Origin of the sequence: Streptomyces sp. NPDC060049, from assembly GCF_042736715.1 — a bacterium.
Lineage (GTDB): Bacteria > Actinomycetota > Actinomycetes > Streptomycetales > Streptomycetaceae > Streptomyces.
The window spans coordinates 165859-189898 of record NZ_JBHWVV010000016.1; the positions used below are offsets into that span (position 1 = coordinate 165859).

Genomic DNA, 24040 nt, shown 5'->3' on the forward strand with positions numbered 1-24040 from the left:
GATGAGCCCCAGGCAAGCGCGCGAGTTCTGGCAGGCGCCCGTGGACAACGCCTCGGCGTTGATTGCCGACGCCCACACCCTGCTGGCTGCTGGCTCGTACGGGCGGGCGTGGTCTTTGACGGTTCTGGCGCAGGAAGAGCTCGGGAAAGCGCTCTGGATCTACGACGTCTTCCAAGACGCCTGGAGTCAGGGGGATGCGGCGCCGCGCAGGGCGGATGCACTGGCCAGCCACGGGCGAATCCACACGAAGAAGTACGTCGAGGCCATCGTCTTCGGAGACGAGTTCTGGGGTGACTACAGCCGCATGCGGCCGACGATCTCGGACCACGCCTCGTCGGAGGAGGCCCACCGGCAGCGGCAGGCGGAAGCCGAGACCGCAGCGCGGGAGGGCAACCTCGCCAAGCAGCGTGGCTTCACGCCCTCGTATGAGGTTCCGGGGACGGGTCGTACGCGGTCGCCGGGCACGTCGACCTCGATGAGGTCCTGGCCGGTGCTGGCGGTGCGGCTGGCCCACGCGTGCAGGGCCACCACGTACACCCACCGCCCGGTATCGGTCTGCCACCTGCGCACAAGGCGCCCGCCGACCTCACGGTCGGGCAGGAGGACGCGAACGGGCGGGAGCCGGCCGGGCGGGTGGCGGCGGGCGGGATCACTCATGGTCGGATGCGGGCGAGCCGCTCGTCCCGCTCGAGCCGGCAGCCCTTGCAGAGGGGGTTCCCGCCCACCCCGTAGCGGCACGTGGAGGCGTGGCCCCGGGCGCAGGAGCCGGTCTGGCCGGGTGCCCAGGTGGCGACCTGCGGGCGTGGCTCGGTGATGCTCTGCTCGCTCATGCTGCACCCTCCCTTTCTGTCGATACGGAGGTGCGGGTGGCGCGCCGCAGCTCGACGCTGCCGGTCCGCCAGGCGGAGGGGGTCGCCCAGTGGGGGTGGGTGCAGAGGGTTCCGGAGAGGGTGATCAGCCGGCGCCGCAGCATGGTCGCACCGACCCCGGCGGGGGCCTGCGCGAGTTCGGCATAGGTCTGCTGCCACGCCCTTTGGAGCGTGATCAGATCCTCGGGGAAGCGGAACGGTGGTCTCACACCCCAAGCGAAACATGTGTTCGATTTTCTCTGCGAGCGCCACGCCCCGGTCCTCGGCCGTAGGTGCGACTGAGCGTGACAGTTGGCCTTGATCGCGTTAGAGGCCTTACGTTTCTGGGGCGGGACGCCGCCAACCCTTTATGGGTGGCGGCCCGCTGTGGGTTCAGTTGACAACTCACAATCGGGGCTGGTCAGGCTGCGGATTCGGCCTAATCTGCCCCGCACACCGGCTTGCGAGTGACCGAGGTCGGTGGTCACCGCACGGCAGCGCTGCGAACCTGTCGACTTCGCGTACGGACTGGTGAGCGGCTCATTCCGCCGGAGGGGTGTACCCCCAGGTCACGGGGGCCTCCTCCTCGTAAGGGTTCGGCGGAGCCTTCTCCGGAATGTCCAGCGGCTCCTCCGGAGGGGTGTACCCCCAGGTCACGGGGGCTTCCGCTGGGGGGTCCGGCTCGTACGAGACGGTGATCTCGTCGGTCGCCGGGTCCGCCATCGCCGTCGTGGCGGGAAGGGCGACGCCTCCCGTGACCGCCACGGCCGCCGCCGCGATCGTCGCGACCTTCATGCGCACGGAGTTCTTCCGGATCTTGCGAGCCATGGATTTCTCCCGGTGATAGTGAAGGGCTCCCATCTGGCGCCCTTGGCCTCGGTTCCAGTAGGCCGGAGCCACCCCGCGGGGTCATGTACCGGGATTTCGGGACTTGACACCGCCGGGGCGGCCGAACCCGTTGTCCTCGCGGTGGACCGGCGCGTTCCCTCCCTCGATGCCCTCCACCCCGGAAACATCCGTCGAGGTCTGAAGCGCGCGCCTTGGCCAGGTCGGTGGTCATCGGGCAGAGCGTCCAGGGGGCAGCTGCTCCAGGAGAGCGCGCCGCTCCGTGTACGGGCGCGATAGCAGCTCTTGCCCGTCGAGCTGAAGGACGTCGAAGGCGACGAAGTAGGCCACCGGACGGCCAGACCGGCGGCGCCGGGCCGCCACCCGCGCCCGAGGCGCGCTGCTCCTGGCCGCCCCCTGCGGGTACCGACCCCGGCCGACCGCGGACCGGGCCGGCCGGGGCGGCCGGGCACCCCGCCGCCAGCGCCGATCGACCCGGACCTGCCGAGCGCGGACATCCGCATCGGCTACGCCCGCTGCTCGACCCTCGGCCAGGAACTCGACTCCCGGCTCGACGCGCTCAGCAAGCACGGCAGCCCGAGGGACAAGATTTTCAGCGAGAAGATCAGCACCCGGGTGCGGGTCCCCCCGGTTCGAGGAGGCGCTGCGGACGGCGCGGGAGGTCAAGGCGCACGCCCCGCACTGCCGGGTCATCTTCAACGTGTACGAGATGAAGCGCCTCGGCCGCGACGCTGCTGAACTCGCCGCGCCCGCCGACCACCTCACCGCCCACGGCCCGGTCCTGGAGATGCTCGCCGGGCCCCTGCCCGGCATCTACGACCCCACCGGTCCGGGGAAGCTGCTGTTCGCGTTCTTCGCCGCGATGGCGGAGACCGAACGGGAGAACATCCGGGAGTCGACGCTGGAAGGGCTGGACACCGCGGCCCGCAAGGGCAAGCACGGCGGCCGGCCACCGGTCATCACCGACGACATGCTGCACACCGTGCTGCGGCGCCGGGCGCTCGGCGAGTCCGTCGAGAAGATCCAGCCCGACCTGATCATCCCCACCGGAAAACGCAAGGGACAGCCCCCAGCGTCGCCGGCATCGACCGCGCACTCGCCGAACACGCCAAGCGGGAGGCTTACCCCGAAGCCGCCGAACAGGCCCACGCCGACTTCGCCGCCGTCCAGGCCCGCGACCTTCCAGGCCCGCGACCTTCCCGGCCCGCGCTTGGCGGACCAGTCGGAACCCGCCCGGTAAGACCGCAAGATCACCCCATGGCCCCTTTTGGGCTTACCTCGGCGATACCCCATACGGGGCGGGCGCTCAGGCGCAGTCGAGGAGGTGGTTGCAGGTGTTGGTGCCGCTGGGGAGGTCGCTCTCACTGTTCAGGATGTAGAAGCCGTACTTTGCCGGAAGCACGATCATCGTCTGATACTGCATCCGGCTGTCGTCCCCGACCACGTGATGCCTGAGGGAGTAGAAGAGGTTGCCGCTGAGGTTCGGGGACTTCATCACCCGGTAGTTTCGGGTCTCCGATGCGAAGCCCGTCACCGGAAGCACCGCATTCTTCCACTTCGTCACGTCCGCAGTGATCTTCTGCTGCTTCTCATAGCCTTCTAGGTCGCGCAACGCCTGGGCGGCGCAATGGGACATGTGGATGTGCAACTGGTCTTGTCTGCGGGCCTGTTTGGAGTTGATGCCCAGTCCGGCCGCGGCTGGTTGACTGAAGTAGTGGGGGATCCTGCCTTGCGCGGCAGACCAGTAGTCGGTAGCGCCGCCGGCCCAGATCCTGGGGCATTCGATCCCTTTGAGGCGCTCCGTCGGAACCAGCTGAAAGTCCGTGGTGCTTCCCTTACGACCCGCCATCACGCCCCAACGGCTTTCCACTTCCAGGCAGGGTCCGGGCTGTTTCAGGACGCACACCTGGATTTCCTCCCAGAGGTGTCCGCCGTCCGTCTGGCTGCCGCAGTCGTCGCCGAAAGGATCGGCGCTGGGAGCGTTCTCCTGATTATCCGTGGACATGGCATGCCTCCGTGCCTGTGGAGTCGTCCGAGAGCCTGTGTGCAGGATCGGCTGAGTTCAGGAATCCCCCCGATATTGAACAGATAACCAGTCAGGTGAGCCAATCACCCGCACGACGCCGCCCAGGCCCTCGCCCACATCGCGGGCAAGCCGATCCCCGCCCTCCCCAGCACAGGCCCCCACCCCAACGACCTGCTCACTGACAAGGAAGCCGGAGCCCTCCTCGGCATCGACCCCTCCACCGTCCGCGCCTACGCCAGCACCGGCTACCTGCCCAAGGACACCGACCGGCACGGCCGGACCTGGTGGCCGCGCCACGCTGTCACGGCGCGACGCGACGCGACGCGGGCGACCTGCGTCGCCAGAATCCCGGTCAGCTGCCAGGCGACCCCCGCAACCGAGCGCCCCGTCCCCGCCACGACCCGCGCATCACCGAGATCGCCCACCTGGCCCGCAGGTCCCACGTCACCACGACCGAGATCGCCCACCGCTACGAAGTCAGCGACCGCACCGCGCAAAGGCCGCTCGCCGCAGCACGCCAGCACGCCAGCACGCAGCAGGGTGAGCTCGCGGTGGTGGAGCACCGTCCCCTCGGAGTTCCACCACTGCGGTGCGCCGCCACCGATCCCAAGTCCGCGCGGGCCCGGCATCACCACGACGCCCCGCAGAGCTGCGTGATCGCGGGACTCGTGACGCTGTGAGAGGCCCGGCAGAGTTCGGTCATGTCCGGCTTCTCCGGCACCGGGCGAGGGCTGCGACCGCCGAGGAACTGAGGGCACCAGCGGCCGTAGCTTCTTCACCTTCGGCTTGGCCTGCGGAACGCCAACCGAACGCGGTCGCTTGGGCTTCGCCGCCGACGTCGTCCTGCTGCACCGGCCGTGTCACCTGCCGAGGTCGTACCGACACCGGCTTCTCCTCGGCGGGGGCCGCCGCAACGCCTGCGGAGGCCGCGACTGCTGCGGGCGCCGGCTCCGAAGGCAGTGCCGACAGCGGCAGCGCGCGCTCCCGCCCAAGTTGGTCCGAGGTCGGGGCCGACGTCGGAGCGGCGATGCCCGCGCGGGCACGGGGCGGGTTGTCGTCAGTGGGGGCGACGGAGACGCACCCCGACGCGGCCAACAGGACGGCAATCAGCAAGGGCAGGGTCCGGCGGCGCATCCGACCACTTTGCCGCACCCAGGCCACCGGGGTTCTACCGCTCGCCCTGCGACGCGCGGTCACCGCAGCGATCGACCGCGGCATTCCTGCGCGAGTCTGCCGGTTCGCCTGCGCCGGGTGCTGCGCGTCGCCAGAATCGGCGCCATGCTCGACTGGATTCCCGCATGGGGGAGTGCCGCACTGATCTCGATGGCGACGACCATCTTCACCGGCCGCTACATCTCGCCGCTGCTGGAGGTCCGCAACCGGCGCTTCCAAGCGAAGATGGGCCTTGACCCCGGATTTTGAACACGTCTATGCGGCGTGGGTCAGGGTAGTTGACGTCAGTTGGACGGCGTTCTCGTAGGCGATCGGGGACCGCTGGCCGAGGCGGGAGTGCCGGCGGAGGGTGTTGTAACGGGTCAGCCAGCGGAAGGCGTCGAGTCGCGCCTCATGCTCGTTTGACCAGCCTTTACGGCCTTTGAGTGCCTCCCTCTTGAAGGCGGCGTTGAAGCTTTCCGCGGCGGCGTTGTCCGCGCTGGACCCGATCGCTCCCATGCTCTGCCGGACCCCTGCTGACCTGCAGATTTCAGCGAAGGCCCTGATCGTATATTGCGAGCCGTGATCGGTGTGCATCACTGCTCCGGCAGGCTCCCGCGGGTCCGCTCGGCGGCCGCGAGGGCGTCGATGACGAGCTCGGTTCGCATGTGATCGGCGATGGCTCACCCGGCCAGCCGGCGTGAGGCGAGGTCGATGACGGTCGCGAGATAGAGCAGCTTCGAGCCGCTGACCGGCAGATATGTGATGTCGCCGACGTACTTCGTCTTCACCGCGGCCGCGGTGAAGTCACTGCAGATCAGATCCGGAGCCTTGGGCGCCGCCTGGTCCGCGAGGGTGGTCCGGTGCCGGCGGCGCAGACGGACTCCCTCGAGCCCGATGGTCCGCATGATCCTCGCGACCCGCTTGTGGTTGACCACCGGCCCGCCCTCGTCACGGAGCTCGGCGGTGATCCTGGGAACTCCGTAGGTGCCGTCGGAGTCCTGGTGGGCCTTGCGTATCCGGGCTGCGATCCCGACCTCGACGGCCTGCCGGGCCGCTCTTGCGGCCGCAGTGCGGCGCCGGTAGTAGAAGCTCGAGCGGGAGAGGCCGAGGATGTCGCAGAGCCGCTTCACGCCGTGGCGGCGCTAGTGATCTTCAACGAACTGGCAGCGGTTCACCAGCGCGTCTCCGTCGCGAAATACCCGGCCGCCTTGCGAAGGATGTCGCGTTCTTCCTCCAGCTCACGGATCCGCTTGCGTGCCGCGGCCAGCTCCGCCTGAACGTCGTCACCGCCGGACTGCGCAGCGGCGTCTCGGTGTTCACTCCGAGATCCGCCGCGACCGACTTGATCGTCGCTCCTGGCCTCGACCGGTACAACGCGACCGCGTCCGCTTGAACTCGGCGGGTAATGCTTCATCCCCACGGGGACTCCGTTCTCCTGGACCATCAAGATCCAAGTCTCTCCGGTGTCCAAAATCCGGGGTCGGGCCCCGGCGCCTACCGATCAAGCCATGCAAGCGTTCACGATGCTGTTGTGGACACTGCTACCGTCATCGCCTCCTGCGGCACCGCTGTTGTCGGGCTCGCTGGGATCGTCGCAACGCATCTTGCCGGCCGCCGACAGCAGCAGACAGCGATCGAAGTGGCGCGCCTGCAAATCGAAAGCCAGGAACGCCTTGCTCTCGAGGAACGCAAGCAGCAACGGCTCGAAGCGATTTACGACAGGTTGCTGACCGAGTTCGAACGCGACGAGGAGCCAGTGGCTGACTGGCGACGGCGGGACGACCAGGAGACGCTCATGCGCATGTCAGTGTGCATGAGTGAGCCCGTCGACCGCCTGGTTCACCGCTGGTATAGCGAAGCGGACCCGACGGAGCGCCGAGCGATTGCCCAGCGCGCCAGGAACCAAATGCGCCGGGAAATGATCGGGCAAGACGACGGGGCCAGTCTCCATCCCTACACCGACGAAGACCCCCCGCCAGCCACTGCCTGAGCCCTTCTGCTCAGCCTTCTGGGCTAGCGGCACCAGCGTGGCGGTCCGAGAGAACGAGCTGGCACCGCCCCGTTGGCCACTGGCAGTAAGACCTATTGCGAGCCTGCGACCGACCGCAGGCAGTCGAGTAAGGGCAGTGGTGGAGGCGGACTGGATTCGGAGCCGAAGACAAGGACGCGGTCGGGCCGTTTGTGGCCGCGCCAGGTCGAGTGCGGTGCGGTCGTGAAGTCCGTTGCCGATGCCATGGAGGTGGTGGCGGAGGTGTGTGGGAGGGTGAGGCGGGGTTCGCCGGCGAGGCTCGGCAAGGGCTTCGAAGAGAGCAAGCTCTTCAGCCTCCTTGAGGGCGAGCGGCTGGACGATGTTGCGATGCAGGTCGCGAAGTCGTACAGGCCGAGTTGGATGAGCGGGAGAGAGACTGTGTGGAGGCCTGTTTCGGAGGCCGACCGCACCCTCACCCGATGGTTTCGAATTCTGGACGTCATAGCCAAGGCCGCTCGCTGCGATGACGATGGCGAGGACCAGGACGAGAGCCGCGAGGCAGTACTCGACGAGGCCGCCGGTGTATCCGCCGTCGGCCCAGACCAGGGCCAGCAGGTGGTGCGCGGCAGTGACCTGGGTGAGCAGGACCTGGGCCGCGGCGCGGTCGCCCACATCCGCTGCGGTGACCATCACCGCGAGCAGCAGGCCAAGGGTGTCGACCACGACGTGCCGCTTGCGCCCGTTGATCAGCTTGCCGCCGTCGAAGCCGCGGCTGTCAGAGCCGACGACCGCGTCCGCTTTGACCGACTGCGAGTCGATCACGCCCCGCGCTCGGCTCCGAGTCCCGCCCGGCCCGCTCGCGGACCAGGCGGCGGAGCCGGTCGTGGAACTCGCGGACCAGATCGTGGTTGCGCCAGCGATGGAAGAACGCGTAGACCCGGTCCCACGGTGGGAAGTCGGCAGGCAAGGCCCGCCACTTCGTACCGTTGTCGACCAGGTATCGGATCGCGTCCAGCATCGCGCGGTGGCAATAAGCCTCCGGTTGCCCGCCCCCGCCCCGGCCCCGCAGCCAGCCCGGCACCGGCAGCAGTGGCCGGACCACCGCCCACTCGGCGTCCGACCTGTCGGTGGGATACCGACGCTCGCACGCCCCGTGGTCTCTGGCGTTCCCGAACCTGTGAGCCAGACAGTCACACGCGAGAGTGGCTGAAGTGGACCCCACTCCCGCGTTGCCGTAGAAATGCCACAACAGGGCCTCCTGGACCGCACGTTGGATGCGACATTCTTCGAGCTACCAAGAGGCCCTGCTCTCATGCACGGCAGCCGCCGCAGTCACCCGATCGACTGACTTCTCGACGAGATCGGGACGACGGTAGTCGCGTCGCTTCTCGTGATCGCTGGGACGGACAAATTCGCACTGCCATCCAGGTAGACGGTCGGCTTGGTGACGCCCCGAGGCCGCCTCGCGGGTTTGAGCCCGGTGCCGCGACTGACGAACCTGGCGAAGAGTCGTGTCCTACCGGCTCGAGGCGCGGCCAACCGCCCCCGCTACGTCCTACTTCTCCTCCGGCTCCCAGGCGCGGAGCAGGTCGAGCAGCCCTGCGTCTCCGTCAACGTGCAAGGAGTCGGCCTGGATCCGGTCGTACAGGTAGAGGACCAGCTCACTGGCCGTGCCGTGGACGGAGGCGCCGGCTGCGTCCGAGTCTTCGCCGGTCACGGCGGTGGGCGCGGGGATGCGGGTGATGCGTGCGCCGTCGCCGTCGACGGTGAGGCGCCAGGAGCGGCCCTCGGCGGCGTGGAAGTCGAAGGCCGTGGGCTTGTGCGGCCAGGCACTCGGCGTTGCGCAGACGGTGAACAGGAACTCCTCCACACCGTCGAGTGCCAGCTCGACCGGCAGCGGCTGCGGGGCGCCCCCGGCGAGCTGGGCGTCGTAAGTGTGCACCGCGGTCTCCTGGACTCGGTGCCGGGCGGTGCCGCCGGCGGTCTGCGGTGACTGCGACGCGGGCCACCACGTCCAGCAACCGCTCTCCGGTCCCGCCGCGCGCAGGGCGCCCAGCAGAAGCTGCGTCGACGCGTCCAGCCAGGCCAGCAGGGCCTCACGCTCCTGCGGCACTTCCAGCGCGCCGCGCGCGGCGACGGCCTCGGCCGGGGGAGCGTCGGCAGACCCCGCGCCGACGATGGCGGCCCAGAAACGGTCTCCCCCACCCAGGTGCTTCACCAGATCGAACAGCGTCCACCCGGGGCAGGTCGGCACCTGCGCGTCGAGACCGGGCGCGGCGGCGACCACGGCGCGGAAGGCGGTCGACCGTTCATCGATCAGTCGCAACAGGTCAGGGAACTCAAGATTCTTTTCCACGCCGGATGTCTATCACCGTGCTCCGGTGATCGGACAGCGATTTTCACAGTCGCCGCCGGTTGGCCATTGCGGACGTCCTCGCCTCCCACCGCTCGGGTGACAAGCTGCGCACTGCTGCGAGGACGCTGGTGGTGGCGGTACGCCAGGCGTCGTGCCTGTGGGTGCTCTGGCTCGCCGTGCGGCCGGGCACCTCGGCGACGTGACGTCCACCCGGTGCGCGCGGTCATGCTGCCGTTCGATGTGATGGACGCGGAGGTCACGATGGCCGGGGAGGACCGGTCGGGTCGGGAGTTCAGGTGACTCCCGGTCGACCAGCACTCCTCAAGTTCGGAACAACAACAGCCACTGAGGCGTCTGCGTGTGTGGGTGGTGCGGTGGGGGTGGTTGTGGGCTGTCCCTGTCGTTGAGTGAGAGATGTGCTGGTCGCGGACCGGCACGAATGTGAGAGATCGCAGTCACCGGGTGGTTGAGGAATTGTGCGAGTTCTTCTGTTTCGAGGAGGGGCAGGTACTGGTCGGGTGCACCGTCGGGCAGGAGGGGAAGCACCTCGTCTGCGATGGCCAGTGTCAGGCCCGCCACGTCCTCGGCTGTCAGTTCACCGGCCGAAGCGGCGCGGTGCTTGACCTGCTCGGTAGTGGGGACACCTCGGCTTCACCGAGCCCACGAACTTCGGAAAATTCGTCACCCGGGCAGTCAGGCCTGACGCCCGGCACGTTCAGGGAGACGAAGGCACGCTAATCCGGCGCTGCGCTGGAAGAGCCGGTGGAGCTGGCCGAGCTTTTCACGTTCGTCATCGACTCGGCGGGTGTGCTGCGGCTCGCGCCGCGCCGGAGCGAGCACGTGGTGTGTGCCGGCGGCGGCCCCGTTCTGGGTGCCGGAGAGATGAGCTTCCGCAAGAAGTCCGGGCAGTGGGTGGTCGGTGAGGTGAGTAGCCAGTCGACCGGATACTGCCCGGACATCAGTTCCTGGCAGGAGGCTCTGGATGCAGCCGGGATCGAGCACCCTTCCGGCTTCACCCACGAGGTGGTGTTCCGGCGCCGTCCCGCCTGCAGTCAGCTGAACATCGTGCGAGAAGGAGACTTCGTCTGCGTCTTCTGCGATTGCGAACTGCCGCGGGAATGGAACGTGGACGGGTCCGGGAGTTCGAGGACCGGAGGTTTGGGAGGCTTGTCTGGGGGTTCTTGGGGCGCTTGTTCGGGCGGTAGCTGGGGCCGTTCATGATGACCTGGTGGCTGGTGTTGATCAGCCGGTCTAGAAGTGACTCGGCGACGACGGGGTTGGGGAAGAGCGGATACCAGTCGCTGGGAGCCCGGTTGCTTGTGATGATCAGCGAACTGCCCTGCCGTTCACTGACCAGACGTAGAGGTCATCGGCCTGGGCCGCTCCGAGCTGGCGCATGGCGAAGTCGTCGAGGATGAGTACGTCGGGCCGTACCAGTTCACGGATCCGCTTGTCCCAGGTGCGGTCCGCGTGCCCGTCGGCGAGGTCCGCGAGGATCCGGCTGGTCTTGGCGAACCGGACGCGGGCGCCCTGGTGGACGGCGAGGTGGCCGAGGGCCTGGGCGACGTGTGTCTTGCCGACCCCGCGTGGCCCGACGAACAGGACGTTGGAGGCGTTGTCGAGGAAGCGGAGGGTGGCCAGGTCCCGGATGAGCTTCTCGTCAACGCCCGGTTGAGCGGCGAAGTCGAAGTCGTTCAGGGTCCAGGGCTCGGGCAGGCAAGCGAACCGGAGCCGGGCCGCCAGCCGGCGGGCCTCGGTGGCCTCGACCTCGATCTCCAGCAGCCTTTCCAGGGCCGCGGTCAGCGACATCCGTTCGCTCCGAGCCTGGTCCAGGACCCGGTTGAGGGCCTCGGCAGCGTCGTTGAGCTTGAGGTAGGACAGATGGCCTCGCAGCTGCTGGAAGCGGCGTGCTTCGCTCATCTGCGTCGGCGACGATGGCGTACTCACTCCTCGTTCTCCTCCTTCGGTGAGGGAGCTGTCCGCAGCCGGTCGGCCACGGCGGCATAGTGGGACAGGTCGATCACGACCCGTTCGGCCGGATCCCCGGCCGCCGGAAGCCCGCGCAGACGCTCGGCCTCCGCGAGAGTGGCCGCCGATGGCGGCCTTCGGACCTCGCTTTTGCAGCGGTCGGACGGAAAAGGACGCGAGCACGGCTCGCTCCAGTGCGATGACGTGGCCGTCGTCGCGGATGGTCTGCGCGGATCCCCGAGGGGCCCGGCGGTGCTGGGCGATGACCGCCCGGCCCGCGGTGGCGATCCGCAGGACGTCGTCGCCCAGGCGGATGAGGACCCTGACCTGGACTCCGGGCAGGCCGGGAGGGACGGAGTGCAAGTTCCCGTCGAACTGGACCAGGCTCTGCGGGCTGACCGTCCGCTCGACTTCCAGCTCGGCCGGGAACGGCCGCACCGGGATCTCGAGCATCGGCTCGGCTGCGGCGAGCTCACCGACCGTGGTGGCGACTCCGTCGATGCGGCGGCGCCTCTCGTCCATCCGGGCAGCGAGTTTGTCGACGCCGGACTGGGCCTGGACGACGGTCAACCCGTCGGGGACCGTGCGCCACCAGCGTTGGGCAGCGGAGTGGTTGGTCTTCTCCACCACTCCCTTGCGGGTTGCCGCGGCGGGGTGGACAGATATCAACGCCAGCGCCGTAGTACTTGGCGACGGCGGCGAACGAGGAGGTCACCTGCCCGCTGGAGAGGTAACAGACCGTCGCCATACGGTCGAAGCGCCACCGGCGGGCCGTCCCGCCGAGTTTGCGCATGACCTCGGCGAGGGCCTGGACCAAGTGAGGGAAGTCCTCGGACTCCGAGAGAACCGCTCGCCATCGGCCCGAATGAGCGAGCGCCCCGACCAGCAGGTGGGCGTGCTCACCCACTCCCCACCCCTCTGGCGGGCTCGGTAGCTCCAGCCAGTCGAACTGGATCTCCTCGCCGGGCGGATGCGCGATCACCGCGACGTTCCTGCCGGTGGAAGCGTGGCAGGGTTGCAATGCGGGCGAACTTGGTAGCGGCGCAGTGCCCGGGTGAAGGTCGAGTACGCGCCCTCATAGCCGAGTTCGGTCACCTCGTCGAACAGGGTCGAGGCCCACAAATGCGGATCGTCGGCCAGGCGTTGGCGGCAGTAGGAACGGCACGAACGCATCCGGGCCCTCGCGTCGCTCGCCAGGGGTTCGCTCGCCGTTCAGATAGGCACGGATCGTCTTGCGATCACGGCCCAGATGCCGTGCGATCGCCGAGATCGTCCATCCCTGACGACGCAGAGCATGAGCGTCCACGTCTTCCTCCCGAGTGAGCATTCAGGCCCCCGAACAGGCCGAACTCCTAGCTCACGCAGGCTCTCCACGACACGCCGACACCAGTTCGACACGCCGGGAGGATCACACAATCGATGGGGAAATCAAGAGAGCAGGTTTGCCCCACCCCAGAGCGACAAGTGGGGAAATCCAAATATCCCCATCAGCACCGCAGGAGCAGACGATCGAACCGACGACACGATGCCCTCCTTTGGCAGACCTGTTCCCGTTGAAGGGTCGTCCTCTGCGGTTCTTGCCGGGCGACTGCGGCCAGTGGTGGAGTGCGGACTCTCAGCGCTGACGGGGAGTTCCTGTCGGTGACCTGGCACATCCCTGCCTGCCCGCACCATGCAGCCGATCTCATCCTCGCCGAGGACACCTGACGGCACCTTCTGCGGTGAACCGGGGAGACCTTGAGTAGGACCGACTCGGCGGTGGCGGCACAGTCTTGACTGGGGGTTCGGGCAGGGGGCCCGGGGAGTGTCTGTGTCCCTTCTGCCCTCGGTTCGGAACGTTTCCGGTCGGTGAGCGGCCGGGCGTGGCCTGGGGCTGGCCTGGCTTGGTTACCAGGTGGCGGTGAGGGTGTGGGGGCTGCGCAGCGCCGCGTTGGGTGGCCAGTTTTCGGGTGTGGCGTGGTGGGGGTCGGCCAGGGTGAGGTGGGGGCAGGCGTCTGCGAGGGCGGTGAGGGCGTGATGGGTGAGGTGGCGGGTGTAGGGGGCGCCGGGGCAGTAGTGGATGCCGGCCCCGAAGGCCAGGGTGGGTGGCTGGTCTGTCCGGTCGGCGTCGAAGTCGTCGGCGTAGTCGAGGCCGTGGTGTTCATCGCGGGCTGCGGAGGCGAGGAGGAGCAGGAGGCGGGAGCCTGCGGGGACGGGCGTGCCGCCGAGGTGCGTGTCGCGGAGGGTGGAGCGCAGCCAGCCGGTCAGGGGTGGGGTGTGGCGCAGGGTTTCCTCGACGGCCTGGGGAAGGCGTCCGGCATGCCGGCGGGAGTGGAGCGTTCCCGTCTGCAGCAGCCAGTAGAGGGTGTTGGTGATGAGTCGGGAGGTGATCTCGGCGTTGGTGATGAGGACTTCCATCAGGGTGGAGGCGACTTCGCGGGTGGTGAAGCGGCTGCCGTCGCTGTCCCCGTGGGTGAGCCATGCGGTGATCAGGTCTTCGCCCGGGCTGTGGGCACGTTGTTCGGTGAGGGCCAGGCAGTTGTCCCACAGCTCGTTGAGGGCGTGGGCGGCCGCGAGTTGTTCCACCACGTCGAGGTGTCCCCAGACCAGACCCGAGAGGGCGGCGGCCTGTCGGGTGATGGCTGGCTGGTCTTGGGTCGGGATGCCAGCCAGCCGGCCGAGGACGGCGTTGGCGAGCGGGCGGGTGTAGTGGGCGACGAGGTCGCCGGTTTGAGAGGGCCGCGAGGCCAGCAGGGCGGCCGCCGCGGCCGCTTCCTCGCGTAGGAGGTCTTGGTGGGTGGCCATGCGGCGGTCGGTGGTGGGGAAGGTGGCGTTCATTGCCCGGCGAAAACGGGCATGGTGCGGCGGGTCGAGGGAGGACAGGACCGGTACGGCGCCGCTCTGCTCCAGCACGGCCTGGGCATCGGGGTGGACCGGGTGCAGGGGGACGTAGCCCAGCGCGGTGGAGAAGATGCCGCCTGCGTCACGCAGGACGGTGTCGATGTCCTGGTGGCGGGAGACGACCCACACGTCCAGCCGCGGGTCGTGGTAGACGGGGTGCTGGCTGCGCAGGTGCGCGTACAGGGGGCCGGGTTCACCGGCCCCGTGCGCGGTGATGGCGCCTGGCTCGGTGACCGGGCAGCGCGCGAAGTGCTGGGTGGCGGGCGGGCCGGGAGTCGGCTGGCTGAGAGCGGCCACAGGGGTCGTGCCTTCCGGTCGGCTCGCTGTCAGAGCGTGGTGCGGGGGCGGGCGGTGAGCAGCACGCCGTCATCGTTGAAGCGGTCGGCGCCGTCGGCGAAGTGCTCGCGCAGGGCGGGCAGCAGAGCCTCGCGCAATTGAGCGAGCTGCGGATGTCCGGTGTTCCAGAAAGCGGCCAGTACCTCGGCCGCGGCCTGCGCCTTGGCCTCAGAACCTTCCTCGGGGAAGACGACATCGACGCGTGCGCGGGTAAAGCTGATGTCCTCGAAGCCGTTCAGGGCCAGGACGCGGGCGGCGCGGGTGAGCAGGTGACCCTGGTGATCTCGGCTTTCACCCGTCAGCGGGGCGCAGACGCGGTTCCACAGGCCGATGAGTTCGTTGTCCGGGGCGCCCTGCACGAGGATGATCTTCGCTTCGGGGTGGGAGCGGTCGACAGCGCGCGCCATCTCGGCGACGGCCCGGTCGGGGTCGTCGGTGTAGTGCAGCACCCAGGTCGCCACGACGCCGTCCACGCTCGCGTCGGGCACAGGCAGCTGCTCCGCACGTCCCGGCAGCACGCTCGCGCCGAGGGCCGCCAGAGCCCGCAGGCTCTCCTCTCGCGCCGCGTGCGGCTCGACGGTCGTCACCGATTCCACCCGGGATGCGAGTTCCTTCACAACTGCGCCGCTGCCGCCGCCCACGTCCAGAACCCGGTTGTTACGCGCGAGCGCCTCAACGACGGGTGTGATGTCGTGACGTTCGAAGCGGGCCTCCATGCCAAGCCAGCCCTGCTCGCTGAGCTCGTGCGGCCCCCGGTAGACCTCCGGAAGCGGGTACGGGCCGGCAAGCGCGTGCGCGGCCACGGCGGGGCCGCCGGGCTTGCGGGCGTAGAGGAACAGGTGCTCCTCGGCGCCCATGCCGGGAAACTGCGGGTGGAAGACGCTCAGCTGCTCGTGGACGACTTCCAGTCCGGCCTCGCGCAGCAGCCGGCCATAGGTCTCGGCCGGGTAGCTGGTGGCGCGGATGCTCTGGCCCATCCACTGGATTTCGGTGTCTTCGACGTCGAAGGGCACGGTGGCGAAGACGAACAGCCCGCCCGGGGTCAGCCAGTCGGCGATCCGGGTGAGGGTGGTGTCCAGGTCGGTGCGGGGCATCTGCAGCAGCGGGAAGAACGCGGTGATCGCGTCCCACTGCCCAGGCGTGTCCGGCAGGGCGCGGACGTCGGCCAGTTCGAAGTGTGCGCCCGGCACCTGGGTGCGGGCCAGCTCGACCATCGTCGTGGACACGTCGTAGCCGCTCACGTGGTGGCCAGCCGCGGCGATGAGGTCGGCGGTCGGCCTGCCGGTGCCCGATCCGATGTCCATCACCTTCGCTTGCTCGGGGAGCCGGGCCAACAGCCATTTGATCGCACCGAGTTGCTCGGGAAGGTGTGCGTAGGTGTCTTCGTACACCTTGCCGAGAAGATCGAACGGCCGGGCTGCCCGTTCGGTCGATTCGTCACCCTGGAGGGGGAACGTTACTTCGTGCGTCGTCATAACGGAGGGTCCTGTTCCGGATCTGGTGATCAAGGTGCGAGCGGTGACACTACACTCCGTGAACAGCTCTGTACCAAACGTAGTGCGCCGGAGTGTTAGCCCGGCGCACGCACGCCCCCACCTGCGCCCGGAGAACCTCCCGTGACCACCACCGCCGAAACCGGCCACGCCGCCTACTTCGCCTTCCGCGACCGGCTCCTGGGCGACCTGCGCACCACCGTCCTGACCGGCGAACAGCTCTGCGAGGCGGGCGAGCTCATCTACGGCCGTCCCGAAGGGCTCTCCCTATACGGGATTCCCGCCCCCGACATGGCGGCCAGGGGCATCAGGCTGCTGGGGCGCACCGTCATCGAATGCTCCATCGATGCTTACACCATCCCGGTCGCCGAGGAACTTGCCCGCCTCCAGGCCGGCACCCGGCCGCAGGGGCCCGACGCGTACGAGCCGATGGTCGTGGATCTGTTTTGCGGTTCCGGAAACTTCGGCCACCATCTCGGCCGGCACCTGGGCTGCCCCGTGCACGCCGCCGAACTCGACCCGGACGTCTACGAGAGCACGGCCGGCAACCTCGACCGCATCGGCTCACCGATCAGCCTGCACCTGATCGACTACCGCGACCTGCTCGGCAAACTCCCCGCCCGCAGCACCCACGACACCTACGTCGTGGAACCGCCCTGGGGACCCGCCTTCACCGCGGACGGCCTCGACCTCACCCGCACCTCACCCCCCGTGCCGGAGATCCTCGAGGACATCCGCCGCTCCCGCAACGGCCTGCCGTGCCACATCGCGATCAAAACCAACGACCAGATCGCGCACGACTCCCTCACCGGCTCCTTCACCGGCGCAAGGCACCTGCGGAGCATCACCCCGGCCCCCTTCCTGCCCTCCGGCGCCAACATGGACTTCCACCTCTACCGGCTCGGCACCACCGCCGACTCCGACGAATAGGCCCTGACTCCCGGCTTCCCCCCCCGGTGCCCCGCCCACCCGGGGAACAACACCAGGGGAGCCGTGGCTGCCCCGCCCCCGGGCTCTCCCCGAGGGGGCATGACGAAAGACCACGCACAACCACCTCGATCAAGGGATACGCAACAGTGACCAGCACCGCGATCACCCGCCGCTACGACCGCACATTCGACCTTCTCGACACCAACGGAAACGGCGTCCTGGAGAAGAAGGACTTCACCGGCCTCATCAAGTCGATCGCCCGCGCCACCGCAGTGCAGGGCACGGCCAAGGAGGAGGCCCTGCTGAAGGAATGGGGCAACTGCTGGCACACGCTGCGCGAGAACGCCGACGCCGATGGCGACGGCAAGATCAGCCGTGAGGAGTTCCACCAGGCGATGGCAGCCTCCTACGGCAACCACACCCAGCTGCAGGACGGCCTCGCCCCCGCCCTGGAGTCCTCGTTCGCGGCCATCGATGCCGACAACGACGGCGTGGCAACGGTGGAGCAGCTCGAGGCGTACCTCACCGCATGGGGACTGGAAACGCAGCAGGCGCGAACCGCCCGCGGCTTGCTTGACGCGGACGGCGACGGCCGCATCACCCGTCAGGAGTTCGTGGCAGGCTGGACAGCCTTCCTCCTCAGCGACAGCCCCGAAGGCGCCGCCCACGCCCTCCTCGGCCCGGTGAACTGACAACGACAGCGAGCACCTCAACGCCGTCGTTGCTTCTGGTCAGCGCCCGTAGTTCGGGCTGACCCGCTCCACCGGCGCGGACCACAGCGTGGGCCACCACACGGGTGGCGGCCCACGCTGTCGCGTGCCCGGGGCCGCTTCGTCTGAATCATGCGCGCCGGCCAAGATGCACGTACGGTGCGGTGAAGTCCGCCGAGGCTCCGCTGTACCGAGGAGCGCACCGGCGTACCGCAGGTCCTTCCGATCGGCGGATCGAGCAGCGTCGGGCCGAGGGCCTGCCGGTGGAGGCGTCCGTCGGCGCGATGACACGAAGACGGCGCGAGCAGCTCGAGGACATCGATCCGTCCAGAGCCGGTCAACGGTGGTCTGGGCCCCGCACATCCCGGAGTGCAGCATGAGCAGTCTGTGCTTCCGTGACCCGCGATGACTGCGATCGTTGGCAGGCCATGACCCCCACGAAGCGATTACTGGCCGCCGTCGCCCTCACGGGTGCCGCTCTGTCCTTCTCCGGCATCGCTCAGGCCCAGGAGAGCGAGCCGGCCCCGCCTTCATCCAACGCGGCCCTGCCCGTGAACGACGACATCATCGACGCTCTCGCCGACGGCTTCGTCACCGTCTTCAACAAGCAGACACGCTAGCTGCTCAGCAACGGCGTCAAGAGCCAGCTCGCCAACGAAGGCTAGCGGGCAAGCCGCGCCGGGACCTGGCTCCAGACGGCTGGGCCGCTGCCGCGCCACTGGATCAGCAGGGGATCGTCCAGGAGGGCGGTGTCCGGGTTCACGCATCCCCGCAGCAGGAACTACCGAAGGTCGCGGGGGGCTCAGGGCGCGCGGCTGAGGATCTCGCCGTCGCAGCGCACCCGGCGGCTGCCTCCGGGCCGCCAGGGTGGGGCGGACCATGCCCGACACCCTGTATGCGCACCTGACCCTCGGCGCGTGAACGCCTACGCAGTCGCGTAGGACGGATGCGGCATGGTGTCGCGGATGGGTACGGTGCCGGGCCCGCGGTGCCCGGTTGCCCCGTCGAACTGGGGCCGAGGTGGCGCCGCTCACGAGGGCACCGGGACCGGGGCCGGCTTCGACCGGGGTGGTCAGCCGGCGGGCGACAAGATGGGTCAGTACTGGATGGTCACTGCTCCGTCGTGGCCCTTTTCGCCCTTGCTGCCGCGTGCGCCGGCGTCGCCGTCGGCGCCGTCCGCTCCTGCGGACTGGCCGCCTCGGCCGCCGTCGCCGCCCTTCCCGCCGGTGCCTCCGTTGCCGCCCTTGCCGTATCCGGCACTGCCAGAGGGGCTGGCGCCGCCCTGGCCGCCGGGGCCGCCTTTGCCGCCGGACTCGCCGATCGCGTAGTCGTTGCGGCCGGACCGGCCGGCGGACCCGATGCTGCCGTTCTTGCCGTCGGAGCCCCGGCCCGTGTTCTCGACCTTGTGGCCCTTTCCTCCGCAGCTCGGCGTGTCGCGCGTGGTGGAGCCTCCGCTCCCGCCCTTGCCGTCGCCCTTGCCGCCGGCGCCGTTGCCCCCGCCGATACCGAGCAGCTTCCCGCCGCCGCCCCACTGGCCGCCATGGGGGCTGCCCACGGCCCCCTTGTAGTTCATGGCGCCGCCGCCGTCGGCCCTGGCCGAGGCCCCCCGGGCCGAGATCTTGCTTCCCCCGCCGGTATCACCGTCCCCGGTGTTGGACTGGGGGGCGTTCGGAGCACTGGTACCTCCGCTGCCACCGAAGTCCCCGTACTCGCCGCCCTTGCCGGCGGCCGTTCCGGCGGTCCCGGAACTGGCTGAGCCGCCCTTGCCGACCGTCACCGTGAACCGCAGGCCCGGGGTCACCTTCAGCGTGCACCGGATGAACTTGCCGCTGGCACCGCCACCGCCACCGGTGCCCCCGCCGCCGCCGCCCCCCGCTCCGCCCGAACCCACCCCGGTTGCGCTCTGCCCACCCGCGCCGCCGCCGCCACCGCCGCCCGCACCTCCGGTACCGCCCGCTCCGCCGCTGCCGGCCCCCCACACGCTGACCGTGATCTGCTGGACGCCCGCGGGCACCGTCCAGGCCCGCGCTCCGGGCTGGTCGAACGTCACCGTCTGCGTAGCGGCGCCGGCGGTTTGCGGGGTGGTGAAGGCGCCGGTGCCGGCGACCGCCGCGACCGCCGCGGCCACACTGAGCAGACGCCGACAACGGGAACTCTTCAGCTGTGTATTCATACCGAAGAAACGATCTTGAACGAGGGAGGTCACGCCTGACAGCCGCCGGTCGCATGGGCGAACCGCCTCCGCACTGGATGACAGAACACCCCGCCCCGGTCCCCAGCCCGGCCCGCGCTGACCTCCGCGTCAGCCCCCGGGCGCCCTAGGACGCCATGTAGGCGTCGCGTGCCCCGGACGCACCGAGCCGGCTAAGCCGGTGCCGAGTAACCGGGGAGTGCAGTGGCAGCCAGCCAGCGAGCAACCATGCTGAAGGGTCGGCCGCGGAGGCCTTCGCGGGCCGGGGGCGGGGTGGACGGTGAGGCATCCGGAGGCCGCTTTCGTGCGCAGAGTAGACGTCAGTGAGGCGCAGGGTTTTGTCGGTGCGCCGCCTCCTCGCGTGTGGACGGAGGGGGCAGGACAGGCCCCACGGGTGCATGCTCACCGCTGCCCCGCCGCGCGCGACGGGGCAGCAGGAGCGACCGGCGGTTGCCTTCGAAACCTGCCGCAGGCCGTAGAACTTCGTCTTCATCTCACCCGTGAAGTCGTCCTCCGCCGTGACCGCCTTCTCGTACGAATAGACGATGCTCCTGAACCCCATGCATTCCTCTGCGTAGCCGTAATGGACCTTCCGCCACTCCTCGCAGACCCTCTCCTTGACATGACCCGGGCCACTCGTCTGCCCGTCCTTGAACTCCCCAGTGGGCAGGTAACACCCCGACCCCCAGGCGATGAACTCGTTGCGGGTGCTCTCGACGTCCTCTCCGAACTGGACGTCGCCGTCGCAGCTGGTGAGAACCTCCCCTTCGGCGTAGGCGACCGACGTGCCAACCGACATCAAAGAAGCGGCGACCAGTACAGCCGCAGCAAGCTTCCGCATCATGACGCTCTGTTTCCTCCCGTCAGAGACAGATCCCAAATGATCTGCACTGGTGTCTGACGAGGTACTGGACCAGAAGTTGCGCAGCGAGTCTGTGTCGACGGCGGAAGCGGTCGACGATGTCGCCGCCGCCGACATGGTCACCCGCGGCGACATCATCGACCGCTTCCACGACAACGTCGCGTACAGCCTCCGGATGCTCTCCGATCCGTCACTGCCTACTGACACGGACTCTGCCATCCCGCTGTCATAACCCTGCGCACGACAGCCGCGAGCAGCGCGGCGAGGAGCAGGGGCAGAGACCAGCGGCGCATGCCGCCACCGAGCAGCTGGCAGCAGTCGATCGGCGAGCTGGGCCGTGCGCTCACCACGGCAACTGAAGGCCGACCGCTACCCGGCTGGTCCACCGACGCCGGCCGCACCGAGGACATCGGGTGGCGCCAGGCCCGCACCACGCTGCTCGAGGCCGTCGCACGCCACCACCACGCTCACCTGCTCGCCGCCATCGTCGAGCTTGGCGGTGAGCTGGAGCTCCCAGCTACCCGTAACGGGCGCTTCAGGGGCGCGGTCATCCCAGAAGGCTGCGCAGTCAGCGCCGGCCGCCGCCGATGCGGCGGTCGTCGGCCAGTGCGGTCAGCGGGCCGAACTCGCGGGCAAGCTGGTTCCACGTCAGAACCTCGCCACAGCGGGCCGGGAACTCCTTCGGGTTGAACTCGGGCATGGTCCAGGTGCCAGTGCCCCGGTCCCGCAGCCACAGGTCCCCGTCACCGTCGACCACAGTCGGCGGGACCGGTACGGGCTCGGCCTGATCGGTGGGCTCCCAGGTGACCCGGCCCGGGTGGGAAACGCGGCGCAACTCGGTGGTGGCCAGCCGCGCGGCCAAGTCACGGGTGGACTCTTCGGCGTCCTTGACCGACGCGAGTCGGAATGCGTCGTCAAGTACGGGCAGGGCTGGATTCTTGCTGCGCTTTGAACTCATACGCTGACTACCTCCGGTGGGGGGCGTCACATCCGTTATGGCACCCCGTAGAGGAACACGGTATCCGAGGCGGGAGCCGGGCCGGCTACGACCACTGTCCAGGTGGGGGCGCTGGCACACCGGGCGGCGAGCTCGGCGAAGATCGGCTCCAGGTCGGGCGAGGAACCGTTTCACCGCTACTTCGCTGCACGCCAATGACGGGCGTGAGCCGCATCGTCGTGGTCAGGCCCGGTTCAACGGCGCCCGGGCCGTCCGGGTTACCCACCAGCGTGGCGGACTTCGCGGAGGGCGGTGCGGGCCGCCCCACCCGCCCGCTGCGGCTGAGGCCGATGTCCGGGTGCCCGCCCAGCCGGACGGTGGCGGGTGATCCCCACCCTGCCCCGCTACGCGGTACTCAGAGCGGGGCCGGTGGGAGGTGGGCGACCGTACGCGGAGCCTGCTCGCGTGCGCGGAAGCCGAAGCTGACGAGGATGACGCTCTCTCCGGCGCCGAGGGGCGTCCGGCCGTGCGGCGTGAGCGCTCCGTCGAACACGACGCAGTCTCCCGGTGCGAGATCGCATTCGAGGTAGCCGTCGGCGTCGATGAAGACGGTGCAGCTCACCGTGGGGGTCGCGGCGAGGTGCTCGTGCTTGAGGCACAGGAGCAGGTTGGCCTCCCCGAAGCCGAATTCGTCCACGTGGAAGTCGAGGAACTGCCCCTCCTCCAGATAGGCGATGTAGACGTCGTTGTGAGGCTGATCGACCTCCAGACCGGTGGATCGCGCTACGACAGCGGCGAGATCGACTTGTCCCGCGATTCGGTTCGCCGCCTCGCCGCCTCGCCGACGGCCGCGTTCCACTTGCCGTTGTGCAGGTATCCGTCAGAGGCCATGGCCTTCTCGGCTTCCTGCGCCATGCCGGCGAGCACCTCGACGGGGAACGACTGATCACGCAGGTGGCAGGGTGCACCCGCTCGTGCACGGTGAGAGCGCGTACGGCGTCCCTGAGAGTTGGAAACCCTTCCTCCCACCGGGCCGACGTCCGGGCCGTGGTGCGGGATTGGAGCCATGAGGTCCATCGCCTGCTCCACTGTGCCGCTTCTGCCCCGCCATCCGCTGACGCGGGCGTATCAACACCGACCTCGTCACGTCGTGGTTCGACGAGAGCGGCCTCCCTGCGGACCGAACCGCCATCAGGACAATCCTGGCCGGGCGCAGCGGGACGCTGGTTGTTACCAGGGCGGGGCAGGAATACCGCACGGTTCTAATGACGCTCCCCGCCAACTGGTGCAAGTTCGTGGACCCCGCAGAGGCGCGACGCCTATGCGAACGACCAGGGCCAGGCCGCCTCGCTGGTGGCGGTGACGGCACGCTCGAACCGGCAGAAGGCGGACCAGGATCCGGCGCAGTGGCTGCCGTCGTCGCCGGAGGCGCTGTGCCGGTACGGGGCGGAGTGGACGGCGACGAAGCTCCACTGGGGCCTGGCCGTCGACGAGGCGGAGCGGGAGCGGCTGTGGGACATCGCGGCTGGCTGCGGCGGCGCGGATGTGGATTCACTCCCGCCCCGTAGCCAGAAGGGGCAGCCCGGGGCCCGTCATCCGCTCGAGGTGGCGGCCCTTCTTCGTTTCCCCTCTCTCTGACCGGTGGAACGGGCCGCGTCGGACGCCGGGCCCGATCAAGGGGGAGAGGGACGTCTGGGCCCAGGCCGGGATGAAGGGCTTCTTGGCTGCAGGCGGAGGTCGATCCACGGAAACCCCAGCTCAGATCAAATGCGGTACGACGACCAGGAATCCCGCAACGATCACTAGATCAGCAGCTCAACACATCGCTTATGCAGTGATCCTTCGTGGATTTGTCACACGCTGCCGCAATCCCTTCACAGCCTCGGCGTGACTATCCATACTCATTCAGAGGTGTCAAGTCCCGAATCTCCGTGCCTTTCTGTCGATGGCCCCAAACGGGCAATCTGGATTCAGGTAAAGCGCCAAACTGTAAGAGGGAAGGCGGCCTCTCCTCCCGAAGGCGCCTGAATTCAGGAGATGCGAGAAATCTAGGAGAAAATGTCATGGCTATTAAGAAGCGCGTCCCTTACGTCGTCGGCGTGTCTTGCGTGGCCGCGATATTCTCCGGGGCAGCCGGCGTGGCCAGCGCCGAGGCGGCGCCCGCGTCTGCACACACAGTGGTCCAGATCCAGCACGAGCACAAGCCGAACCAGGAGCCGCAGCCGAAGACGCCGAACGCCCCGCATAGCTCGGACACTCCTCCGGGTCAGGGCCCCCGCACCCCCGGGACCCCCACAGTCCCGAACGCCCCGCATAGCTCGGACACTCCTCCGGGTCAGGGCCCCCGCACCCCCGGGACCCCCACAGTCCCGAACGCCCCGCATAGCTCGGACACTCCTCCGGGTCAGGGCCCCCGCACCCCGGGGACCCCCACCTGCCCGAACGCCCCGCATAGCTCGGACACTCCTCCGGGTCAGGGCCCCCGCACCCCCGGGACCCCCACAGTCCCGAACGCCCCGCATAGCTCGGACAC

At 69.1% G+C, this 24040-nt stretch carries 26 protein-coding genes and 4 pseudogenes; 11 read left to right on the plus strand and 19 right to left on the minus strand.

Going from position 1 to position 24040, the window contains the following annotated elements; genetic code table 11:
- Position 1 precedes the first annotated feature (1 nt).
- Positions 2-388 (plus strand): annotated as a pseudogene (locus ACFWBY_RS27760) (AbiV family abortive infection protein); the annotation flags it as partial.
- Here the strand turns inward: ACFWBY_RS27760 and ACFWBY_RS27765 are convergent.
- The 4 genes from ACFWBY_RS27765 to ACFWBY_RS27780 form a co-directional block, all read right to left on the minus strand.
- Positions 295-657 carry a hypothetical protein gene (locus ACFWBY_RS27765; protein WP_385334665.1) on the minus strand — a complete coding sequence of 121 codons (363 nt, stop codon included), beginning with the start codon at positions 655-657 and terminating at the stop codon, positions 295-297. The pseudogene ACFWBY_RS27760 and the gene ACFWBY_RS27765 sit on opposite strands and share 94 nt — an antisense overlap.
- Positions 654-830 (minus strand): hypothetical protein, encoded by a 177-nt coding sequence (locus ACFWBY_RS27770; protein ID WP_385334666.1) that lies wholly within the window; start codon positions 828-830, stop codon positions 654-656. The genes ACFWBY_RS27765 and ACFWBY_RS27770 overlap by 4 nt, the downstream gene beginning before the upstream one ends.
- Entirely contained in the window at positions 827-1078 is a 252-nt protein-coding gene (locus tag ACFWBY_RS27775; RefSeq protein ID WP_385334613.1) for a hypothetical protein, read from the minus strand. The genes ACFWBY_RS27770 and ACFWBY_RS27775 overlap by 4 nt, the downstream gene beginning before the upstream one ends.
- A gap of 310 nt (positions 1079-1388) precedes the next feature.
- Entirely contained in the window at positions 1389-1676 is a 288-nt protein-coding gene (locus tag ACFWBY_RS27780) for a hypothetical protein (RefSeq protein ID WP_385334615.1), read from the minus strand.
- A 661-nt stretch (positions 1677-2337) separates the two neighbouring features.
- On the opposite strand from ACFWBY_RS27780, the gene ACFWBY_RS27785 reads away from it, so the two are divergent.
- A complete protein-coding gene (locus ACFWBY_RS27785) occupies positions 2338-2934 on the plus strand; it encodes a recombinase family protein (protein ID WP_385334659.1) in 597 nt (198 codons plus the stop codon).
- A gap of 66 nt (positions 2935-3000) precedes the next feature.
- Here ACFWBY_RS27785 and ACFWBY_RS27790 read toward each other — a convergent pair whose 3' ends face one another.
- On the minus strand, positions 3001-3699 hold the full coding sequence (locus tag ACFWBY_RS27790; RefSeq protein ID WP_385334617.1) for a CDP-diacylglycerol diphosphatase: 699 nt from the start codon (positions 3697-3699) through the stop codon (positions 3001-3003).
- 305 nt (positions 3700-4004) lie between these two features.
- Here ACFWBY_RS27790 and ACFWBY_RS27795 point away from each other — a divergent pair, with 305 nt between their 5' ends.
- Positions 4005-4400 carry a hypothetical protein gene (locus tag ACFWBY_RS27795; RefSeq protein ID WP_385334619.1) on the plus strand — a complete coding sequence of 132 codons (396 nt, stop codon included), beginning with the start codon at positions 4005-4007 and terminating at the stop codon, positions 4398-4400.
- Positions 4401-4998: 598 nt separating this feature from the next.
- Positions 4999-5142 (plus strand): hypothetical protein, encoded by a 144-nt coding sequence (locus tag ACFWBY_RS27800; RefSeq protein ID WP_385334621.1) that lies wholly within the window; start codon positions 4999-5001, stop codon positions 5140-5142.
- 6 nt (positions 5143-5148) lie between these two features.
- On the opposite strand, the pseudogene ACFWBY_RS27805 reads toward ACFWBY_RS27800, so the two are convergent.
- Positions 5149-6282, minus strand: a pseudogene (locus ACFWBY_RS27805) (IS3 family transposase).
- A 124-nt stretch (positions 6283-6406) separates the two neighbouring features.
- On the opposite strand from ACFWBY_RS27805, the gene ACFWBY_RS27810 reads away from it, so the two are divergent.
- Positions 6407-6865 carry a hypothetical protein gene (locus tag ACFWBY_RS27810; protein WP_385334668.1) on the plus strand — a complete coding sequence of 153 codons (459 nt, stop codon included), beginning with the start codon at positions 6407-6409 and terminating at the stop codon, positions 6863-6865.
- Positions 6866-7462: 597 nt separating this feature from the next.
- On the opposite strand, the pseudogene ACFWBY_RS27815 reads toward ACFWBY_RS27810, so the two are convergent.
- The 3 genes and pseudogenes from ACFWBY_RS27815 to ACFWBY_RS27825 all read right to left on the minus strand — a co-directional run.
- Positions 7463-7666, minus strand: a pseudogene (locus ACFWBY_RS27815) (transposase); the annotation flags it as partial.
- Positions 7620-8066, minus strand: coding sequence for a transposase (locus tag ACFWBY_RS27820; protein WP_385334661.1), 447 nt, complete (start codon positions 8064-8066; stop codon positions 7620-7622). The gene ACFWBY_RS27820 and the pseudogene ACFWBY_RS27815, both read right to left, overlap by 47 nt.
- Before the next feature lie 333 nt (positions 8067-8399).
- Positions 8400-9200, minus strand: coding sequence for a maleylpyruvate isomerase family mycothiol-dependent enzyme (locus ACFWBY_RS27825; protein ID WP_385334623.1), 801 nt, complete (start codon positions 9198-9200; stop codon positions 8400-8402).
- 59 nt (positions 9201-9259) lie between these two features.
- Between ACFWBY_RS27825 and ACFWBY_RS27830 the strand changes: the two genes are divergently transcribed.
- Positions 9260-9403 carry a hypothetical protein gene (locus tag ACFWBY_RS27830; protein WP_385334625.1) on the plus strand — a complete coding sequence of 48 codons (144 nt, stop codon included), beginning with the start codon at positions 9260-9262 and terminating at the stop codon, positions 9401-9403.
- A 559-nt stretch (positions 9404-9962) separates the two neighbouring features.
- Positions 9963-10421 carry a hypothetical protein gene (locus ACFWBY_RS27835; protein ID WP_385334627.1) on the plus strand — a complete coding sequence of 153 codons (459 nt, stop codon included), beginning with the start codon at positions 9963-9965 and terminating at the stop codon, positions 10419-10421.
- A gap of 25 nt (positions 10422-10446) precedes the next feature.
- Here the strand turns inward: ACFWBY_RS27835 and ACFWBY_RS27840 are convergent.
- The 5 genes and pseudogenes from ACFWBY_RS27840 to ACFWBY_RS27860 form a co-directional block, all read right to left on the minus strand.
- A pseudogene (locus ACFWBY_RS27840) lies at positions 10447-10557 on the minus strand (ATP-binding protein); the annotation flags it as partial.
- Positions 10527-11795 carry an ATP-binding protein gene (locus tag ACFWBY_RS27845; protein ID WP_385334629.1) on the minus strand — a complete coding sequence of 423 codons (1269 nt, stop codon included), beginning with the start codon at positions 11793-11795 and terminating at the stop codon, positions 10527-10529. The pseudogene ACFWBY_RS27840 and the gene ACFWBY_RS27845, both read right to left, overlap by 31 nt.
- A 448-nt stretch (positions 11796-12243) precedes the next feature.
- Positions 12244-12495 carry a hypothetical protein gene (locus ACFWBY_RS27850; protein WP_385334631.1) on the minus strand — a complete coding sequence of 84 codons (252 nt, stop codon included), beginning with the start codon at positions 12493-12495 and terminating at the stop codon, positions 12244-12246.
- 560 nt (positions 12496-13055) lie between these two features.
- Positions 13056-14345 (minus strand): cytochrome P450, encoded by a 1290-nt coding sequence (locus tag ACFWBY_RS27855; protein WP_385334633.1) that lies wholly within the window; start codon positions 14343-14345, stop codon positions 13056-13058.
- Between the two features lie 29 nt (positions 14346-14374).
- The gene (locus ACFWBY_RS27860; RefSeq protein ID WP_385334635.1) at positions 14375-15859 is read right to left on the minus strand and encodes a methyltransferase domain-containing protein; all 1485 of its coding nucleotides are present in this window, start codon (positions 15857-15859) and stop codon (positions 14375-14377) included.
- A gap of 141 nt (positions 15860-16000) precedes the next feature.
- Here ACFWBY_RS27860 and ACFWBY_RS27865 point away from each other — a divergent pair, with 141 nt between their 5' ends.
- The 3 genes from ACFWBY_RS27865 to ACFWBY_RS27875 all read left to right on the plus strand — a co-directional run bounded on the left by ACFWBY_RS27865 (position 16001) and on the right by ACFWBY_RS27875 (position 18137).
- Entirely contained in the window at positions 16001-16807 is an 807-nt protein-coding gene (locus ACFWBY_RS27865; RefSeq protein WP_385334637.1) for a hypothetical protein, read from the plus strand.
- A 146-nt stretch (positions 16808-16953) separates the two neighbouring features.
- On the plus strand, positions 16954-17499 hold the full coding sequence (locus tag ACFWBY_RS27870) for an EF-hand domain-containing protein (protein ID WP_385334639.1): 546 nt from the start codon (positions 16954-16956) through the stop codon (positions 17497-17499).
- A 446-nt stretch (positions 17500-17945) separates the two neighbouring features.
- Complete coding sequence (locus tag ACFWBY_RS27875; RefSeq protein ID WP_385334641.1) at positions 17946-18137, plus strand: hypothetical protein; 192 nt, start codon at positions 17946-17948, stop codon at positions 18135-18137.
- Positions 18138-18613: 476 nt separating this feature from the next.
- Here the strand turns inward: ACFWBY_RS27875 and ACFWBY_RS27880 are convergent, their stop codons facing one another.
- Together ACFWBY_RS27880 and ACFWBY_RS27885 are read right to left on the minus strand one after the other, a co-directional pair.
- The gene (locus ACFWBY_RS27880) at positions 18614-19690 is read right to left on the minus strand and encodes a hypothetical protein (protein ID WP_385409718.1); all 1077 of its coding nucleotides are present in this window, start codon (positions 19688-19690) and stop codon (positions 18614-18616) included.
- Positions 19691-19835: 145 nt separating this feature from the next.
- Entirely contained in the window at positions 19836-20552 is a 717-nt protein-coding gene (locus ACFWBY_RS27885; RefSeq protein ID WP_385334645.1) for a hypothetical protein, read from the minus strand.
- 49 nt (positions 20553-20601) lie between these two features.
- On the opposite strand from ACFWBY_RS27885, the gene ACFWBY_RS27890 reads away from it, so the two are divergent.
- On the plus strand, positions 20602-20802 hold the full coding sequence (locus tag ACFWBY_RS27890) for a hypothetical protein (protein WP_385334647.1): 201 nt from the start codon (positions 20602-20604) through the stop codon (positions 20800-20802).
- Between the two features lie 336 nt (positions 20803-21138).
- On the opposite strand, the gene ACFWBY_RS27895 is transcribed toward ACFWBY_RS27890, so the two are convergent.
- The 3 genes from ACFWBY_RS27895 to ACFWBY_RS27905 form a co-directional block, all read right to left on the minus strand.
- The gene (locus tag ACFWBY_RS27895; RefSeq protein WP_079403197.1) at positions 21139-21528 is read right to left on the minus strand and encodes a hypothetical protein; all 390 of its coding nucleotides are present in this window, start codon (positions 21526-21528) and stop codon (positions 21139-21141) included.
- Positions 21529-21922: 394 nt separating this feature from the next.
- A complete protein-coding gene (locus ACFWBY_RS27900; protein WP_385334649.1) occupies positions 21923-22366 on the minus strand; it encodes a hypothetical protein in 444 nt (147 codons plus the stop codon).
- A gap of 460 nt (positions 22367-22826) precedes the next feature.
- Positions 22827-23027 carry a hypothetical protein gene (locus ACFWBY_RS27905; RefSeq protein ID WP_385334651.1) on the minus strand — a complete coding sequence of 67 codons (201 nt, stop codon included), beginning with the start codon at positions 23025-23027 and terminating at the stop codon, positions 22827-22829.
- Positions 23028-24040: the final 1013 nt, after the last annotated feature.

What these genes read in the sequence shown, in the direction of transcription:
- ACFWBY_RS27800 (WP_385334621.1), top strand. Translation starts at nt 4,999, where the DNA reads ATGCTCGACTGGATTCCCGCATGGGGGAGTGCCGCACTGATCTCGATG.
- ACFWBY_RS27905 (WP_385334651.1), bottom strand. Translation starts at nt 23,027, where the DNA reads ATGTCCCACAGCCGCTCCCGCTCCGCCTCGTCGACGGCCAGGCCCCAG.
- ACFWBY_RS27770 (WP_385334666.1), bottom strand. Translation starts at nt 830, where the DNA reads ATGAGCGAGCAGAGCATCACCGAGCCACGCCCGCAGGTCGCCACCTGG.
- ACFWBY_RS27765 (WP_385334665.1), bottom strand. Translation starts at nt 657, where the DNA reads ATGAGTGATCCCGCCCGCCGCCACCCGCCCGGCCGGCTCCCGCCCGTT.
- ACFWBY_RS27895 (WP_079403197.1), bottom strand. Translation starts at nt 21,528, where the DNA reads ATGAGTTCAAAGCGCAGCAAGAATCCAGCCCTGCCCGTACTTGACGAC.
- ACFWBY_RS27790 (WP_385334617.1), bottom strand. Translation starts at nt 3,699, where the DNA reads ATGTCCACGGATAATCAGGAGAACGCTCCCAGCGCCGATCCTTTCGGC.
- ACFWBY_RS27850 (WP_385334631.1), bottom strand. Translation starts at nt 12,495, where the DNA reads ATGCTCACTCGGGAGGAAGACGTGGACGCTCATGCTCTGCGTCGTCAG.
- ACFWBY_RS27780 (WP_385334615.1), bottom strand. Translation starts at nt 1,676, where the DNA reads ATGGCTCGCAAGATCCGGAAGAACTCCGTGCGCATGAAGGTCGCGACG.
- ACFWBY_RS27860 (WP_385334635.1), bottom strand. Translation starts at nt 15,859, where the DNA reads ATGACGACGCACGAAGTAACGTTCCCCCTCCAGGGTGACGAATCGACC.
- ACFWBY_RS27885 (WP_385334645.1), bottom strand. Translation starts at nt 20,552, where the DNA reads ATGATGCGGAAGCTTGCTGCGGCTGTACTGGTCGCCGCTTCTTTGATG.
- ACFWBY_RS27880 (WP_385409718.1), bottom strand. Translation starts at nt 19,690, where the DNA reads ATGAATACACAGCTGAAGAGTTCCCGTTGTCGGCGTCTGCTCAGTGTG.
- ACFWBY_RS27875 (WP_385334641.1), top strand. Translation starts at nt 17,946, where the DNA reads ATGACCCCCACGAAGCGATTACTGGCCGCCGTCGCCCTCACGGGTGCC.